Origin of the sequence: Trabulsiella odontotermitis (assembly GCF_030053895.1) — a bacterium.
Taxonomy (GTDB): Bacteria; Pseudomonadota; Gammaproteobacteria; order Enterobacterales; family Enterobacteriaceae; genus Trabulsiella; species Trabulsiella odontotermitis_C.
Window position 1 is genome coordinate 2,388,789 of record NZ_CP125781.1, and the last position, 15,117, is coordinate 2,403,905.

Genomic DNA, 15,117 nt, shown 5'->3' on the forward strand with positions numbered 1-15,117 from the left:
AAACTTTGGGCTATGGTGAAGCACTTCAATAGCGGTCGTCAAATATTTACTTAGCCGTGTGATTTACTGCACATTTTTAACCCTGATTCAGCAGAATTATTAAGTATTCGCCACATGAATGAGATGCTCTTTGAACCGTTCCGTCGCCTGGCTGAGTTCGCGATGTTTCGACCACACCAGCCACATTTCCGACACGGCTTCTTCTTCGGTGATCGGTAACCAGCACATTTCATGCAATTGCACCCGCTTAAACGACGCCGGTAAAATCGACACCCCAAGCCCCGCGGCGACCAGACCGATGATTGTCATCGCCTCGCCCACCTCCTGTGTAATCACCGGCGTCAGGCCGAAACGCCGCATCAGACCAAGAATGTCGTCATACAGACCGGTTCCCACATGCGGATCGAAAAAGACAAACGGTTCTTTCGCCAGATCGTAAAGGCTGACTGATGATTGCTGCGCCAGCGGATGTACGCGCGGGATCATCGCCAGCAGCGGTTCACGCAAGATCATCTGCCACGCCAGCGTGTCCGGCAGTTGCGTATTGCGCATCAGCCCCAGATCCAGCGTTCCTTCATTCAGTGGCGCTATCTGTTCGCGGGTGTTGATCTCGCGTGTCTGCAAATGCACATCCGGGTAACGCTGGCGAAACATCGACAACGTATCAGACACCGCTTTAATAAATGGCGCCGATGACGTAAACCCGATGCGCAGTTCCCCTGTCTCACCCTGATGAAGCCGTTCCGCGCGCGAGGCGGCATCTTCGACCATGCTCAGGATCTGCCGGCTGTCCGCCAGAAACTGTTTGCCGGCCGCTGTCAGGCTCACGCTGCGGTTGGTACGGGCAAACAGGCGTGCGCCGATCTGCTGTTCAAGCGCCTGAATTTGTTGGCTCAAGGGTGGCTGAGAGATGTTCAGCCGCGCCGCGGCGCGTCCGAAATGCAACTCTTCGGCGACAGCAATAAAATAGCGGAGGTGACGCAGTTCGATATTCATATATAAGAAGTATCATTTGAGATTATTAATATATTAGACAGAATATTTACAATTTCCTACTCTGGTGTTGCGTCTTTCTGACGTGTGATGAACCGCTCGTTTTTGCAAGGATCTACTGTGAGTCGTACTACTACCGTTGATACCGCCCCGGCTGGCGATATCAACGAAGCACCAGCATCTCAGCCAACGGAATTTATCCGGCGAGGAACGCCCCAGTTTATGCGCGTTACCCTCGCCCTTTTCTCTGCCGGTCTGGCGACCTTTGCCCTGCTCTATTGCGTGCAACCCATTCTGCCGATTCTGTCGCATGAATTTGGTATCTCGCCTGCCAGCACCAGTATTTCACTGTCGATTTCCACCGCGATGCTGGCGATAGGCCTGCTGTTTACCGGCCCGCTCTCCGATGCGATTGGCCGCAAACCAGTGATGGTCACCGCGCTGCTGCTGGCCTCCTGCTGTACATTGCTTTCCACGATGATGACCAGCTGGCATGGCATTCTGATCATGCGTGCGCTGATTGGCCTGTCGTTGAGCGGCGTGGCGGCGGTCGGCATGACCTACCTGAGCGAAGAGATCCACCCCAGTTTTGTGGCGTTCTCGATGGGGCTGTACATCAGCGGCAACTCTATTGGCGGAATGAGCGGACGTCTGCTGACCGGGGTGTTTACCGATTTTCTCGGCTGGCGTATCGCAATGGCCGTCATCGGCTGCTTCGCCCTCGCCTCTGCGCTGATGTTCTGGCGGATCCTGCCCGAATCGCGCCATTTCAGGCCCACGTCACTGCGGCCAAAAACGTTGTTTATCAACTTCCGTCTGCACTGGCGCGATCGCGGTTTACCGCTGTTGTTCCTTGAAGGTTTTCTGCTGATGGGGGCGTTCGTTACGCTGTTTAACTACATCGGTTATCGTCTGATGATGTCACCGTGGTCACTGAGCCAGGCGGTGGTGGGTTTACTGTCTGTTGCTTATCTCACTGGCACATGGAGTTCGCCAAAAGCCGGTGCGATGACCACGCGATACGGGCGCGGCCCGGTGATGCTGTTCGGTATCGCCGTGATGCTCACCGGTTTGCTGGTGACGCTGTTTTCCTCCCTGTGGCTGATTTTTGCGGGCATGCTGCTGTTTTCTGCCGGTTTCTTTGCCGCACACTCGGTCGCCAGCAGCTGGATTGGTCCACGCGCCCGCCGTGCCCGCGGACAAGCGTCGTCGCTGTATCTGTTCAGCTACTATCTGGGCTCCAGCATCGCCGGGACCCTCGGCGGGGTTTTCTGGCATAACTACGGCTGGAATGGCGTCGGCGGGTTTATCGCGTCGATGCTGGTTGTGGCGCTACTAGTGGGAGCATCGTTGCACAGGCGGTTGCATTAACATTTATGGGAATATGAAGCACTGGCGAAAGGTTCCGTTCACTTCCAGTGCATTACTTCTCTGGAACCATACCGCCCGTTACCTCTGAAATCCGCGCCGGGAGCCTGCTCCCGGCGTTGTACAAACGGTTACACGCCGATACCAAACACTCACGGAAAGCCTTTAAACACAGGGATATAGTTTCTTCAACGGCCCCGCAGTGGGGTTGAAATGAAGAAACTAATTTCGAGGGTATCAGAATGAATAAAGTATTAGCTCTGGTTGTTGCCGCTGCTATGGGTCTGTCTTCCGCTGCATTCGCGGCTGACACTGCAACCTCTACTGCGGCGCCGGCAGCACCTGCTGCAACAGCCTCTACCACCACTCAGGCTGCTCCGGCAAAAACGATGCATCATAAAAAACACAAAAAAGCAGCACCGGCTCAGAAAGCCCAGGCTGCTAAAAAGCACCACAAAAAAGCGGCAAAAGCTGAAGCAACCAAACCGGTAGAACAGAAAGCTCAGGCTGCTAAGAAACACAAAAAACACGTGAAACACGAAGCCACTAAACTGGCTGCCAAACCAGCTGCATAATCTCGTCTGGTCGTACATTCCTGTGTAAATAAATCGGCGCTGGTTCAGCGCCGTTTTTTTCTGGAGAGCAATGATGTTGCGGCGCTATCGATTTGAGCTCATCCTTATTCTGCTGATTATTTGCGCGCTTATTGCGACGAGATTTTTCTTATCCTGAATGTAGCACGCTGATTTTACTCCCCCTTTTCTGCTGTCCCGTCTATAGTTGTTTCATTGGGTTCACTTTTAATAATTCTAATTGCCCCATCAGAGTGAGATATGCGTAAATTCGTAGTACCTGTTCTGGGATCGTTTTGCTTGTTTTGTACTTTCGCCCACGCCGACAGCCCGGATGATGACAGCATCAGTGCGAGCGAAGTGAAAACACTCTTTTTCGGGCAGGACGACAGGATACGCGTCACCAATCCCACCGACGCCCCCTGGGACGCCATCGGTCAACTGGAAACCGAAAGCGGGAATCTCTGCACCGCAACACTTATCTCGCCACGTCTGGCACTCACCGCCGGTCATTGCCTGTTGACGCCGCCCGACGCAACGCCGGATAAAGCCGTCGCACTGCGTTTTGTGTCGCAAAAAGGCGTCTGGCGCTATGAAATTCACGGTATTGAAGGACGCGTTGAACCCTCGCTGGGCCGCCGTCTGAAGGCCGATGGCGACGGCTGGATTGTGCCGTCATCCGCCGCGCCGTGGGATTATGGGCTGATTATTCTGAACTATGCGCCGTCCGGCATCACGCCGTTGCCGCTGTTTGAGGGCAACAGAGCAGCGCTTATCGCTGCGCTGAAAGCCAGCAACCGCCAGGTGACACAGTCCGGTTATCCGCTCGATCATATTGACGATCTTTACAGCCATCAGGACTGCATCGTCACCGGTTGGGCGCAGACCTCCGTAATGTCGCACCAGTGCGATACGCTCCCCGGCGACAGCGGCTCTCCGCTTCTGCTGAAAACCGATGCAGGCTGGCAGGTGATTGGCGTACAAAGCTCGGCGCCCGCGGCGAAAGATCGCTGGCGCGCCGACAACCGCGCCATCTCCGTCACTGGTTTTCATGACAAACTGGAAGCGCTGGCAAAAGAATCGCCTTAATACTGGCGCTGCTGGCGTAACTGCAACAGCGAGGCAATGGGCACCGGCTCGCTGAAGTAAAACCCCTGCAACAGATCACACCCCGCCAGGCGCAGCAACGTGAGCTGTTTTTCGGTCTCCACGCCTTCGGCAATGACAGTCATTCCGAGCGCACTGGCGACGCGGATTGCGCCGCACACCAGCGCCTCCGCCTGCTCATCATCCGCCACCAGACCCGCCAGCGATTTGTCGATTTTGACGGTATCAAAGCTAAAACGCCGCAGATAACCGAGGCTCGAATAGCCGGTACCGAAATCATCGAGCGCTACGGTGGTGCCAAGGTTTTTAAGATTGAGGATTGCCGTGCGGGCACGCTCGGGGCTTTCCAGTACGTAAGTTTCCGTGACTTCGAGTTGCAGGCGAGAAGCAGGAAAACGGCAGGCGCCCAGAACCCCTGCCACCTTCTCTTCAAATCCGGGATCGCGAAACTGCGCCGGGGAGATATTCACCGACAGCCGGAGATCTTCCAGCGGCTGCAAATCCTGACAGGCGCGGCGTAAAACGAATTGCCCCAGCGAATAAATCAACCCGCCGGTTTCAGCGATACTAATGAACTCATCCGGCTTCAGTTCACCTTTTGGCCGCCTTGGCCAGCGCACCAGCGCCTCGACGATAATCATCGTTTGCGTGTGAGCATCAACGATCGGCTGATACCAGACGTCAAATTCGTCGTTTTCCAGCCCCAGGCGAATGTCGTTTTCGATCATCAACTGGTATTCCCGGGCGCTATTCAGCTCGGCGTCATAATGGGTGATCCGCCCTTTTCCGGTGATCTTGGAGTGGTACATCGCGATATCGGCGCGGCGAAACAGTTCATTCCGCAGACAGTCCGCAGGCGAACCGCTGGCAATACCAATGCTGGCGCCGATATGAATGGTGCGTTCACCCAGTCGGACGGGCGAGTTAAGACATTCCAGCACCCGCCCGGCAAAAGCCGACGCCTGCACCTCGGACTCTTCACCTTCGAGGGTCATGGCAAACTCGTCACCCCCCAGCCGCGCCAGCATGCCGCCCGGCGGGACAATCGCCTGTAGCGTGTGGGCGATGCGAATAATCAGCTCATCGCCCACATCATGACCGTGCACATCGTTGACGTCTTTAAATCCATCGAGATCGATAAAAACGGCGGTTTTGATTTCGTTATTACCCGGGTTCTGCGCATCTTCCAGCCGTTCGATCAGCGCGCGGCGGTTGGGTAAATGACTGAGCCAGTCCGTCAGGGCGATATCCCGCGCGTACTTTTCATTGCGCGCCAGCTTAAACAGCCCCACACCGCTGAAGAGGATAAACAACATAATCAACCCGGCGGCCAGCAGTGCGATGCGGAGGATATCGCCGGAAGCCGCTTCTGCCGCCTCCGCACCCGGCAGCCGTGGATGCCAGTTAAGATAACCCACGACCGCGCCGCTGGCAGTGCGCAGTGGTACGCTGAAGCCACTGGTTTTTGCCGCGGTCATGTTGAGATTATTAATCTGAAAGGTATTTCCCAGCTCTTTAAGAATGGCGGCATTAATATGGCGGGTAATCACCAGATAGCGGCGCGTGCTGTCATAAACTTCCAGCCGACCGGTCATCGGGCGAATCAGACCGATCCCGATAATAGCGACACCCGCGCCTGTCCTGGTGATCCCGGCATAGATATTTTTTCCACTTTGCAGTGCCTCGCCGTGAAGATGAATAATAGACTGCAGGCCATCCCCTAAAAAACGCATGCTGGTCTGTGTAAATGGTTCGCTGTGAAACGATCCCCACAGCAATTTGAAATTCTGGTCGAGAACAAAAGTACCGTCATACAAATTGTTGACTTTATAACCCGCACCCCAGGTTTCATATAACCAGGCTGCGTCCAGAGCCGGAGGATATACTTTGTGCACGGCATCGTTCCAGATGGCATTATCGATTACCAGAGAAAGTACGCGATTAACGGAAGTCTGAATCGCCCCTTCGACGGCAAGCGTCGTGCGGTGTTTATCTATTTCGTTAGCTTTGGAACTGATGAGATGGAGAGAAAGATAAAGCAACGCAACAATAGAAACGACAAGACCTGTCCCGGCCATAAAAATCATTATAAAAAGCGTCCGTGCGGTAGGAATATTGCGCCACTTTAACGGATTGACCATTCACTACCCTCATACAGACAGAGGCCGGGAAAAAATTTCCCGTTCTTTCCGTTAAGCGTAATACAGCCATTAAATTTCGCTGCCCGTAAATACAGACAGCGATCACATCAGGCGAGTTTTATCATTACCATGCCGAGGATCAGCAGGATGACGCCAGCCCAACCTTTGCCGTTCAGACGCTGACCAAACAGCACCCAACCCGCCGCCAGCGTCGCGGCGATACCAAAACCGCCCCACAGGGCATAGGCTACGGAAAGATCTATCCCCTTTACCGCCTGTGACAACGCGCTGAACGCCGCCAGCACGGCGGCCAGCGACAGGATGCCGTAGGTTTTACGTCGAAAACCGTCTGAAAACTTTAAAAACACATTAGCCACAATTTCCAGCACAATGGCCAGCGCCAGCCAGGCGCCGTGGAACCACTCAAACTGTTGCATGAGTTGGCTCCTTCTTCAGCACGACCGTTTTGCGGGTGCCAGATTTAATCAGTACAATTCCCACGACCAGGGTCAACAGACCGGCCATTTTCATCATCGACAGGGTTTCATCAAATAACAATACGCTGAACAGGGTGATCAGCAAAATACCAATCCCTTCCCACAAGGCATAGGCCACACCGAGGGCGATTTTTTTCACTGCAAACGCCAGGAAAATATAAGAAAGGGTGATCATTATCAGCATTAAAATAAAACCGGTACGGTCATCACTGATGCTTGCCCATTTCATAGACAAAGTGCCCGTAATTTCGGCAACGATAGCTAATGCCAACAAAATCCAGTAAAACATCTTTTTTTCTCCTGCTAGAGAATATATTCCTTGACGGCTAGCGACTTAGCGCGAACCGATAAAAATCAAATACGATTTAGCCAGACGTGAAACGTCAGCTCAGGCAGAAAAAAAGACTATAGCGCGGTGCGCCAGTGCTGCTCACCCAGGGAATGAGTAAAAGAAGAGGAAAGCGTAACAGAGTGGGTAAAAAATAACGTCCTGAACATATTGTCCATAAAATTACAATTATCCGCGGTGTTGCTTCTCGTCATTGCGGATGAAAATTGTCCTCAGTAGTTAAACACGCTAAATTTGTAGCATAACGCCACATTTTACTCAAAACCTTTTCATTTCTTTACTGAATATATTTAGTTGTATTACCTCCTGACGGCGATGCGTCAGGAGGTAATGACTATTTTTGCAGACGGTCGACGCGCAGGATCGGCGGCGTCATTTTTTTATCCAGACTGCCGTTGATGCTTAACAACTGGTCGGGCTGCACCTCCCGCCCATCGAACACCGCAGCGGGAATAATGGCTTCAATACGGTCGGTTTTATCGCGGAAAACGTAGCGATCGTCGCCCAGATGCTTGATCAGATTGCCGCGCAGCGAAATCGTCGCGCCGTCATGCATCGTTTTCGCAAATTTAACGGTCATGACGTGTTCATCTTCGGTGCCACGGTAGCCGTCCTCTATCTTATGGGGTGGAGGTGGCGCCGCATCGCTTTTTAAGCCCCCTGCTTCTTCTGCCGCATAGCCGTTTTGCATCATGAGAAAACAGTATCCCAACAGTAATAGTTTTTTCACGTATTCCTCCACGTTGTCCGTTGCCTTGACTTATTAAGCCTGGTTGCTATTTTTAAATTTTACAAACGTAAATGCACATAATTGTCTCTTTCAGAATAGTATTGCCGATGGTAAATAACCTTTATAAATAACGGATCAGCGAGATATTTATGTATGAAACAACAAGATAAGGAAGATCCTCGTGTTGAGGAAAGCCCCAGCGCTCTGAACTTTGAATATAATATTAATCGCTTTGGTGTGCTTTTTTTACTCGCAATCATTATTGCTGCCTTAGCAGGACTTTTTTCTAATGGGCTGCTTAGTTCTGCCAGCAAACAAAATACCCCTCATACGTTCGATGTTAATTATGATCGTTTCGCAAGATTAATGAGTGAATCAGAAATAAATATTACCATTCAGGATCTTCATGCTGACCGCTATATGGTCAGTATTGGCAATTCGCTACTGGATAATTATCAGTTGGGCGATATTCGACCTGAGCCGGACAAAATGTACAGTCATGGCGGCACACTGTATTTAATGTACAACGCCGCGGACTTTCCGCCTCCGCTTTCGCTGTGGATTTCCATTACTCCACGAAAACCGGGTAACGTCACCAGTACAGTTAAGGTCAATAGCGAAGCCGAAATAACCTACCGTCAGTTTGTCTATCCCTAGGAGATGCTATGGAAATGGTATTCAGAGCGATAGCAATATATCTTATCCTGTTGATTGTATTCAAAATAGCAGGAAGAAGAACGCTGTTGCAAATGACCAGTTTCGACCTGATTTTATTATTGATCATCAGTGAAGCAACACAGCAAGCACTGCTCAGTACCGATTATTCCGTAACGGGGGCGATGCTCACCATTGTGACATTAATTGTGGTCGATATCCTGTTCGGTTTTATGAAGAAGCGTTTTTCTCGCGCTGAACAGTTACTGGATGGCGCACCGGTTATCCTGATTGAAAATGGCATTCCTGTCGACAGCAAGATAAAAAAAGTTAACGTCTCCACGGATGATATTATGCTGGTGGCCAGACAGAATCATGGAATTTATCAGATCGAGAAAATTAAATTTGCCATCCTTGAGCGTAACGGACAAATATCGATTATTCCGGCAGACGGTTAACCGCCTGCCGGTCATTATTATTTATCACGCTCTGGTTGTTTATCCCCTGACTCCGGCGCGTTGGCCGGATCGTCTTTTTCTTTTTCAATCATTAGCAGCTTGTTCATATTACCTCCAGACCTGATATCTAGCTGATGATATTTAAGCGTAGGAACATTATGCGGGATTAACAAGCATTGCGCCGAAGCCGATTAAAAAATGCCGCCTGATTCAATACATTCCATTATTAAGATTCATCTTAAAATTGAACAGGCGGTTGGCTGCCATACTCTTTCCACTGAAAAAATATCGAGGTCTGTATGTCTGTTGTTGTGATTACTGGTGGCAGTGCGGGCGCAGGAAAAGCCACTGCCCTGCGTTTTGCCGATGCCGGATACGATATTGCTGTTATCGCCAGGGGCGATGCGGGGCTGGAAGCCACGCGTGTCGCCTGTGAACGTCGCGGCGTCAGGGTGCAGGTCTTCAGCGTTGACGTTGCTGATGCCGACGCGGTAATGCAGGCGGCGCGTGAGACGGAAGAAAACCTCGGCGAGATCGCGGTCTGGGTCAACAATGCCATGTGTGCCGTTCTCTCGCCTTTTGCAACGATGAGCCACGACGAGTTTCGCCGGGTGACAGAAGTGACCTATTTTGGCTTCGTCAACGGCACCCGGGCGGCGCTTGAAGTGATGGCCCGGCGTAATCGTGGCGTGATTATTCAGGTCGGTTCTGCGCTTGCGTACCGCTCCATTCCACTTCAGTCGGCTTACTGTGGCGCAAAAGCGGCAATCCGCGGTTTTACCGATGCGGTGCGCACAGAACTGATGCATGAGAAAAGCGGCATTCAGATAACCATGGTGCAGTTGCCGGGCATGAACACGCCGCAGTTCGCCTGGGCGCGAAATAAAATGGGATTCGCGATGCAGCCGGTGCCGCCAGTCTATCAGCCCGAGGTCGCCGCCGAGGCGATTTATTCCGTTACCCGGCGCCCGGTTCGTGAACTGTGGGTGGGTAAAAGCACGTTACAGTCGATCGTCGGCCAGTTTCTGTTCCCGCGTTTTCTCGATCGTCTGATGGTGAAGAAAGCCTGGGCGGGTCAACTCACCGGAGAGCCGCATTTCACTGCGCAGGATGACAACCTGTTCACCCCACTACAGGAGCATCACCACACCCACGGGCGCTTCGGTGAGGGTGCCAGAAACCAGGCGCTGAACGTCTCTTCCGACCTGCCAGGCAAAGCCCTCTCCTGCGCGGCGGTGGTCACCGGCGTGCTGGTGCTGGCACGGTTGCTGCAGCGAAAACGTTAGTCGCGTGGTTGGCTGAACCACCGGTAGCCATAGCCGCCAAGTTCAACGCCCGCTTCAGCGTCGGGTGCTGAATAGCGTTTGTCTTCGAGACAGGCCTCCCAGTAGCCGTCCGCCAACTGTTCGAGGGTGACACTGGCGGGCCGATCGCTGAAATTCGCCAGCGTCAGCACTCTTTTGGTTTCGCTTTGATAGAGAATGACCAGTACGGACGCCTGCTCAACGCGGACAATGGTAAACGGCGCATTGCCGATTTCCGGCAGTACCGCCCGCGCGTTAACCATATCGATAATCCGGTGCAGCAGCGAGTTTCGGCTCAGCAGTGACTTTTCAACATTAACCTGTTGATAGCGCCACGGACCGGACGAAATGGGAGCACGAATCATTTTTTCCGGGGCCGCGCGGGAAAACCCGGCCGCCTCGCGGGATGACCACTGCATCGGCGTTCGTACCGCATAGCGCTCTTCAAGCCGGAGATCGTCTCCCATGCCAATTTCGTCGCCGTAGCGCATCACCGGCACACCAGGCAGCGACAGCAATATCGCATGTGCCACAGCGAGGTGCTGAAGATTCCCCGACAGCATCGGCGCCAGCCGCCGGCGGATGCCGCGCTGATACACATACATCGTCTTATCCGGCGCGAACGCGTTGAGCACCGCTTTCTTGTCGGCCTCGCTAATGCCTTCCAGATCCAGCTCATCATGATTACGCAGCCAGTTGGCGAAGCAGCACCCGTCGGGTGGCATGATCATTTTATCCAGCGCGTCGATCATCGGACGCGCGCTTTTCCGCGCCAGACTGACGTAGAAATATTTGTTCAGCCAAAAATTGAGCGCAATATGCAGGCGATCGCCATCGCCAAAATAGTGCCGGTACTCTTTCACCGGTACGTCCACTTCACCAAGGATAATCGCCTGGGGATTGTTGCTGGCAATGAGCTGGCGCAGATGATTGAGGATCCAGTATCCCTCTTTTTCATTCCCTTTCCCGGCCTGCTTTGTGAGGTGCGACGCGGCATCCAGCCGGAACCCCGACACACCGAGTTTAAGCCAGAACAGCACGATGTTGTCGATCTCTTCAACCACCGCCGGTAAGGCCAGATTCAGATCCGGCTCGTGATGGTAAAACATATGCCGGTAATACTTTTTTGCCTCGTCGTCCCAGCTCCAGACGCTTTTCTCTACGCCGGGAAACATCGGCGGATCGTCGTTGGGATCGGGCTCATCAGCCCAGAGATAATAGTCTCTGTAGGGTGAGTGTTTATCGCGCCTCGCCTGCTGAAACCAAGGGTGCTGCGACGAGGTATGCTGGATCACCAGCTCAATGATGACGCGCAATCCCAGCGCCTTCGCCTGGCTGACAAACTCGATAAACGCTGAGATCGGGCCAAAACGCGGATCCGGCTGCAGATGATCCGTCACGTCATAACCTTCATCCAGGAATGGTGTCTGGTAAAAAGGCGTTATCCAGACGGTGGTCGCGCCGAGGCGGCGAATGTATTGCAGCTTTTCGGTGATCCCTTCGATGTCACCACATCCGTCACCGTTTGAATCATAAAAAAGCGAAGTGTCTATCTGATAAATCACCGCCTGGCTGTACCAGCTTTTTTTTGCTTTCATTTTGTGATTGCGCCTTTCTGATCATTTACGTATGCAGGCCGGCCAGCGTCATCAACCAACGCAACAACGAACTGACCGCCAGCAAGGCCAGGACGCTTCCCAGCCATATCAGCACCATCCACCCGGCTCTGACTGCTATTTTTCGTACCATTAATGATACCCTTCATCGCTTTGCACTTTGCCGCGAAAGACGTAGTAGCTCCAGGCGGTGTACACCAGGATCACCGGGACAATCAGCAACGTGCCGACCAGCATAAAGAGCTGGCTGGCGAGCGGTGCCGCAGCCTGCCAGATCGTAATATTCGGTGGAATAATGTGAGGCCATACGCTGATACCCAGCCCGCTGAAGCCAAGAAAAACGAGCCCTAATGTCAGGACAAACGGCCAGGCGTGGCTGCTGGCGCGCCGTGTCTGCCGCCACAACCACAGGCTGAAGACGATGACCAGCGCCGGTACCGGCATAAAGTAAAAGAGATTTGGCAATGAAAACCAGCGTTCAGCAATTTTGGGCAGCGTCAGCGGCGTCCACAGGCTGACAATCGCAATGGCGACCAGCAACGCCAACAGGAAACTGCGCGACAGTGAGCGCATCTGCGACTGCAGCGCGTTACTGCTTTTGAGGATCAACCATGTCGAACCCAACAGGCTGTACGCCACCATCAGCCCGATGCCACAGAACAGATTAAAGGGCGTGATCCAGTCCAGCGCGCTCCCCGCGAACTGACGGCCAACGACCGGGAAACCGTGAATAATGGCGCCCACCGCAACACCCTGACTGAACGTCGCCAGCATCGAACCGCCCATAAAAGAATAGTCCCAGAACGACCGGTGTTCTTCCGTCGCTTTGAAACGAAACTCAAACGCCACACCACGAAAGATCAACCCAATCAGCATCGCAGTCAAAGGGATGGTCAGCGCATCGATGATCACTGCGTAGGCCAGCGGAAAAGCACCAAACAGCCCGGCGCCGCCGAGCACCAGCCAGGTTTCGTTACCATCCCACACCGGCGCCACACTGTTCACCATCGCGTCCCGTTCCTCTTTACCACGGACAAACAGGAACAGAATGCCAATACCCAGATCGAACCCGTCCATGATGATGTACATCAGCGTGGCAAAGACAATGATCGCAAACCAAATCACCGCAACATCGATACCCATCAGAATTTCTCCTCTGGTGGTAATTTTTCCGCCGCAGAGAGTGGGCGTGCCGGTGTGCCCTCGGTATGCAGAGTCAGATCCTGCTCCGGTTTCGGGCCTTTCTTGATAAGCCGAATCAGGTATAAATAGCCAACGCCGAACACTGCAAAATAGACCACAATAAAGGCGATCAGGCTGATGCTCATCTGCAAAGTGCTGTGCGCGGAGACGGCATCACGGGTGCGCAACAGGCCATACACCACCCATGGCTGGCGCCCGACTTCGGTGGTTATCCACCCGGCCAGAATGGCTACCAGCCCCATCGGTCCCATGCCCAGCGCGAACCACAAAAAGGGGCGCGACTGGTAAAGACGTTTTTTGTAGCGTAACCAGAGTCCCGCCAGCCCCATCGCAATCATTAACAGACCAGTGCCGACCATGACGCGGAACGACCAGAAAACGATAGTGGAGTTGGGTCTGTTTTCGGCAGGGAAATCTTTCAGGGCAGGCACTTGTTTATCGAGACTATGGGTGAGGATCAGGCTACCCAGCCCGGGGATCGCCAGTGGGTAACGGGTCCGTTCTTCTTCCATGTCAGGCAGGCCAAACAGCAGCAGCGGCGTCGCCTCTCCCGGTTTATTTTCCCAGTGCCCTTCTATGGCAGCGATTTTGGCGGGCTGATGTTCAAGCGTATTCAGCCCGTGCATATCGCCAATCACGGCCTGTACTGGAGCGACCAGCAACGCCATCCACAGCGCCATGGAAAACATTTTTCGCACTGCCGGGGTGTCATTGCCCCGCAACAGATGCCATGCGGCTGACGCGCCGACAAACAATGCGCTACTGAGAAACGCGGCAGTAGACATATGAATCAGCCGCCAGGGGAACGACGGGTTAAAGATGATCGACATCCAGCTGTCCGGCACCACCTGTCCGTCGGCAATATGGAACCCTTGCGGGGTGTGCATCCAGCTGTTTGAGGCGAGGATCCAGAAGGTGGACATCAGCGTGCCCAGCGCAACCATGCAGGTGGCGAAAAAATGCAGTCCAGGCCCGACCTTATTCCAGCCAAACAGCATGACGCCAAGAAACCCTGCCTCCAGGAAGAAGGCAGTGAGTACCTCGTAGGTCAGCAATGGTCCGGTAATGCTCCCTGCAAACTGCGAAAAGCCGCTCCAGTTGGTCCCGAACTGATAAGCCATCACCAGACCAGACACCACCCCCATCCCGAAATTGACGGCAAAAATGCTGAGCCAGAAATGATAAAGCGACCGCCAGAGCGCGTTACGAGTTTTCAGCCACATCCCTTCAAGCACCACCAGATAACTGGCGAGTCCGATGGTCAGGGCGGGGAAAATGATATGAAAGGAGACCGTAAACGCAAATTGTAGTCTGGCAAGATGAAAGGCATCTAACTCAGCCATTATTATCTCCTGAATTTACCCGGACGATTTATTTTTTGGCTTCAACGCCTTCTGCTTCTGAACGCAGGATAAATTGCTCCGTGACTTCAGGAAGATGCTGCAATAACCAGTCGGCCATATTGCGTTCTTCTGCAAGAATAGTCTGAATTGCCGGGATGGAGGCGGTATCCCCTGCTTTTTCAGCGGCGATCAGCAGCGCGGTATAACAGGCAATTTCAAATTGCTCAAAGACATACCCGCTAATAGCGCCTTTGACAATTTCGTCTGACGGAAACATGCCACCAATAGATTGCCCCAGCGCCGCCAGCTTGCTCATTGAATCTTTAATTACGGAGCGGGAAATACCGTTCTGATCAATAATACCCTCGAGAACAGTCAACTGGCGTTTTGTTTCAAAAAGATGCTGTTCAATTCTGGCTTTTAAATCCGGATAATTGTCTATCCGACTTGCCATTGATTCAAGCATTGATTCTGCTTGTTTTTCCATTGCATGGGCGTCACGTAACCAGTCGTGATAATTTTCTATATGCGTCATCATTTTTCCTCGCGATATTTATCAGCTATTCAGATTTGGGATTTTCATCCTCTGCAGCCTGATCGGCTCTTGCGGCGCTATAACCAGATAAATGTCCAACAATATTTGCATAAATACTGATGATAATTACCCACAGCACGCTGTCTTTCCACCAGATAACGGATGGTATGGCAAGGGCGCACCATGTAACAGCGGCTGCGAGATGACATCGTTTAATAATGCGTGGCGCCAGACTCATTCCTGTTAG

General features: G+C 52.9%; 19 protein-coding genes. 7 read left to right on the forward strand and 12 right to left on the reverse strand.

Features of this window, described 5'->3' with window-relative positions; genetic code table 11:
- Window positions 1-99: 99 nt before the first annotated feature.
- A complete protein-coding gene (locus QMG90_RS11385; protein WP_283279736.1) occupies window positions 100-996 on the reverse strand; it encodes a LysR family transcriptional regulator in 897 nt (298 codons plus the stop codon).
- A gap of 117 nt (window positions 997-1,113) precedes the next feature.
- Here QMG90_RS11385 and QMG90_RS11390 point away from each other — a divergent pair, with 117 nt between their 5' ends.
- The 4 genes from QMG90_RS11390 (at window position 1,114) to QMG90_RS11400 (ending at window position 4,022) form a co-directional block, all read left to right on the forward strand.
- Window positions 1,114-2,364, forward strand: coding sequence for an MFS transporter (locus tag QMG90_RS11390; protein WP_283279737.1), 1,251 nt, complete (start codon window positions 1,114-1,116; stop codon window positions 2,362-2,364).
- 239 nt (window positions 2,365-2,603) lie between these two features.
- Complete coding sequence (gene asr, locus QMG90_RS11395) at window positions 2,604-2,936, forward strand: acid resistance repetitive basic protein Asr (protein WP_283279738.1); 333 nt, start codon at window positions 2,604-2,606, stop codon at window positions 2,934-2,936.
- A 73-nt stretch (window positions 2,937-3,009) separates the two neighbouring features.
- A complete protein-coding gene (gene ydgU, locus QMG90_RS22605; RefSeq protein WP_472926876.1) occupies window positions 3,010-3,093 on the forward strand; it encodes a small membrane protein YdgU in 84 nt (27 codons plus the stop codon).
- A gap of 101 nt (window positions 3,094-3,194) precedes the next feature.
- The gene (locus tag QMG90_RS11400; protein ID WP_283279739.1) at window positions 3,195-4,022 is read left to right on the forward strand and encodes a trypsin-like serine peptidase; all 828 of its coding nucleotides are present in this window, start codon (window positions 3,195-3,197) and stop codon (window positions 4,020-4,022) included.
- Here the strand turns inward: QMG90_RS11400 and QMG90_RS11405 are convergent.
- The 5 genes from QMG90_RS11405 to QMG90_RS11420 form a co-directional block, all read right to left on the reverse strand.
- Window positions 4,019-6,181 (reverse strand): putative bifunctional diguanylate cyclase/phosphodiesterase, encoded by a 2,163-nt coding sequence (locus QMG90_RS11405; protein WP_283279740.1) that lies wholly within the window; start codon window positions 6,179-6,181, stop codon window positions 4,019-4,021. The genes QMG90_RS11400 and QMG90_RS11405 overlap by 4 nt on opposite strands.
- Window positions 6,182-6,288: 107 nt before the next feature.
- A complete protein-coding gene (gene mdtI, locus QMG90_RS11410) occupies window positions 6,289-6,618 on the reverse strand; it encodes a multidrug/spermidine efflux SMR transporter subunit MdtI (protein ID WP_283279742.1) in 330 nt (109 codons plus the stop codon).
- On the reverse strand, window positions 6,605-6,967 hold the full coding sequence (mdtJ, locus tag QMG90_RS11415) for a multidrug/spermidine efflux SMR transporter subunit MdtJ (RefSeq protein ID WP_283279744.1): 363 nt from the start codon (window positions 6,965-6,967) through the stop codon (window positions 6,605-6,607). The genes mdtI and mdtJ overlap by 14 nt, the downstream gene beginning before the upstream one ends.
- Before the next feature lie 116 nt (window positions 6,968-7,083).
- Window positions 7,084-7,221: a protein YdgV gene (locus QMG90_RS22535; RefSeq protein ID WP_419097383.1), complete on the reverse strand. Its 138-nt coding sequence runs from the start codon at window positions 7,219-7,221 to the stop codon at window positions 7,084-7,086.
- A 140-nt stretch (window positions 7,222-7,361) separates the two neighbouring features.
- Window positions 7,362-7,721: a YdeI family stress tolerance OB fold protein gene (locus QMG90_RS11420; protein ID WP_283283944.1), complete on the reverse strand. Its 360-nt coding sequence runs from the start codon at window positions 7,719-7,721 to the stop codon at window positions 7,362-7,364.
- A 189-nt stretch (window positions 7,722-7,910) separates the two neighbouring features.
- On the opposite strand from QMG90_RS11420, the gene QMG90_RS11425 reads away from it, so the two are divergent.
- From QMG90_RS11425 to QMG90_RS11435, 3 genes are all read left to right on the forward strand, one after another.
- Complete coding sequence (locus tag QMG90_RS11425; protein ID WP_283279745.1) at window positions 7,911-8,414, forward strand: hypothetical protein; 504 nt, start codon at window positions 7,911-7,913, stop codon at window positions 8,412-8,414.
- An 8-nt stretch (window positions 8,415-8,422) separates the two neighbouring features.
- The gene (locus QMG90_RS11430) at window positions 8,423-8,869 is read left to right on the forward strand and encodes a DUF421 domain-containing protein (protein WP_283279746.1); all 447 of its coding nucleotides are present in this window, start codon (window positions 8,423-8,425) and stop codon (window positions 8,867-8,869) included.
- A 299-nt stretch (window positions 8,870-9,168) separates the two neighbouring features.
- Window positions 9,169-10,155 (forward strand): SDR family oxidoreductase, encoded by a 987-nt coding sequence (locus QMG90_RS11435; RefSeq protein ID WP_283279747.1) that lies wholly within the window; start codon window positions 9,169-9,171, stop codon window positions 10,153-10,155.
- Here QMG90_RS11435 and QMG90_RS11440 read toward each other — a convergent pair.
- The 6 genes from QMG90_RS11440 to QMG90_RS11465 are packed head-to-tail and all read right to left on the reverse strand — an operon-like array spanning window position 10,152 to window position 15,108.
- The gene (locus QMG90_RS11440; RefSeq protein ID WP_283279748.1) at window positions 10,152-11,771 is read right to left on the reverse strand and encodes an alpha-amylase family protein; all 1,620 of its coding nucleotides are present in this window, start codon (window positions 11,769-11,771) and stop codon (window positions 10,152-10,154) included. The genes QMG90_RS11435 and QMG90_RS11440 overlap by 4 nt on opposite strands.
- A 25-nt stretch (window positions 11,772-11,796) precedes the next feature.
- Window positions 11,797-11,922, reverse strand: coding sequence for a DUF2474 family protein (locus QMG90_RS11445; protein ID WP_283279751.1), 126 nt, complete (start codon window positions 11,920-11,922; stop codon window positions 11,797-11,799).
- Window positions 11,922-12,932 (reverse strand): cytochrome d ubiquinol oxidase subunit II, encoded by a 1,011-nt coding sequence (gene cydB, locus QMG90_RS11450; RefSeq protein WP_283279752.1) that lies wholly within the window; start codon window positions 12,930-12,932, stop codon window positions 11,922-11,924. Before cydB ends, QMG90_RS11445 begins: the two co-directional genes overlap by 1 nt.
- On the reverse strand, window positions 12,932-14,335 hold the full coding sequence (locus tag QMG90_RS11455; RefSeq protein ID WP_283279753.1) for a cytochrome ubiquinol oxidase subunit I: 1,404 nt from the start codon (window positions 14,333-14,335) through the stop codon (window positions 12,932-12,934). Before QMG90_RS11455 ends, cydB begins: the two co-directional genes overlap by 1 nt.
- Window positions 14,336-14,363: 28 nt before the next feature.
- The gene (locus QMG90_RS11460; RefSeq protein WP_283283945.1) at window positions 14,364-14,870 is read right to left on the reverse strand and encodes a ferritin-like domain-containing protein; all 507 of its coding nucleotides are present in this window, start codon (window positions 14,868-14,870) and stop codon (window positions 14,364-14,366) included.
- A gap of 25 nt (window positions 14,871-14,895) precedes the next feature.
- Window positions 14,896-15,108: a hypothetical protein gene (locus tag QMG90_RS11465; protein ID WP_283279754.1), complete on the reverse strand. Its 213-nt coding sequence runs from the start codon at window positions 15,106-15,108 to the stop codon at window positions 14,896-14,898.
- Window positions 15,109-15,117 lie beyond the last annotated feature (9 nt).

Coding starts and splice junctions, on each gene's coding strand:
- QMG90_RS11460 (WP_283283945.1), bottom strand. CDS start 14,870: ATGACGCATATAGAAAATTATCACGACTGGTTACGTGACGCCCATGCA.
- cydB (WP_283279752.1), bottom strand. CDS start 12,932: ATGGGTATCGATGTTGCGGTGATTTGGTTTGCGATCATTGTCTTTGCC.
- ydgU (WP_472926876.1), top strand. CDS start 3,010: ATGTTGCGGCGCTATCGATTTGAGCTCATCCTTATTCTGCTGATTATT.
- QMG90_RS11385 (WP_283279736.1), bottom strand. CDS start 996: ATGAATATCGAACTGCGTCACCTCCGCTATTTTATTGCTGTCGCCGAA.
- QMG90_RS11465 (WP_283279754.1), bottom strand. CDS start 15,108: ATGAGTCTGGCGCCACGCATTATTAAACGATGTCATCTCGCAGCCGCT.
- QMG90_RS11405 (WP_283279740.1), bottom strand. CDS start 6,181: ATGGTCAATCCGTTAAAGTGGCGCAATATTCCTACCGCACGGACGCTT.
- QMG90_RS11440 (WP_283279748.1), bottom strand. CDS start 11,771: ATGAAAGCAAAAAAAAGCTGGTACAGCCAGGCGGTGATTTATCAGATA.
- QMG90_RS22535 (WP_419097383.1), bottom strand. CDS start 7,221: ATGACGAGAAGCAACACCGCGGATAATTGTAATTTTATGGACAATATG.
- QMG90_RS11455 (WP_283279753.1), bottom strand. CDS start 14,335: ATGGCTGAGTTAGATGCCTTTCATCTTGCCAGACTACAATTTGCGTTT.
- QMG90_RS11425 (WP_283279745.1), top strand. CDS start 7,911: ATGAAACAACAAGATAAGGAAGATCCTCGTGTTGAGGAAAGCCCCAGC.
- QMG90_RS11400 (WP_283279739.1), top strand. CDS start 3,195: ATGCGTAAATTCGTAGTACCTGTTCTGGGATCGTTTTGCTTGTTTTGT.
- QMG90_RS11420 (WP_283283944.1), bottom strand. CDS start 7,721: ATGATGCAAAACGGCTATGCGGCAGAAGAAGCAGGGGGCTTAAAAAGC.
- QMG90_RS11445 (WP_283279751.1), bottom strand. CDS start 11,922: ATGGTACGAAAAATAGCAGTCAGAGCCGGGTGGATGGTGCTGATATGG.
- QMG90_RS11435 (WP_283279747.1), top strand. CDS start 9,169: ATGTCTGTTGTTGTGATTACTGGTGGCAGTGCGGGCGCAGGAAAAGCC.
- QMG90_RS11430 (WP_283279746.1), top strand. CDS start 8,423: ATGGAAATGGTATTCAGAGCGATAGCAATATATCTTATCCTGTTGATT.
- mdtI (WP_283279742.1), bottom strand. CDS start 6,618: ATGCAACAGTTTGAGTGGTTCCACGGCGCCTGGCTGGCGCTGGCCATT.
- mdtJ (WP_283279744.1), bottom strand. CDS start 6,967: ATGTTTTACTGGATTTTGTTGGCATTAGCTATCGTTGCCGAAATTACG.
- asr (WP_283279738.1), top strand. CDS start 2,604: ATGAATAAAGTATTAGCTCTGGTTGTTGCCGCTGCTATGGGTCTGTCT.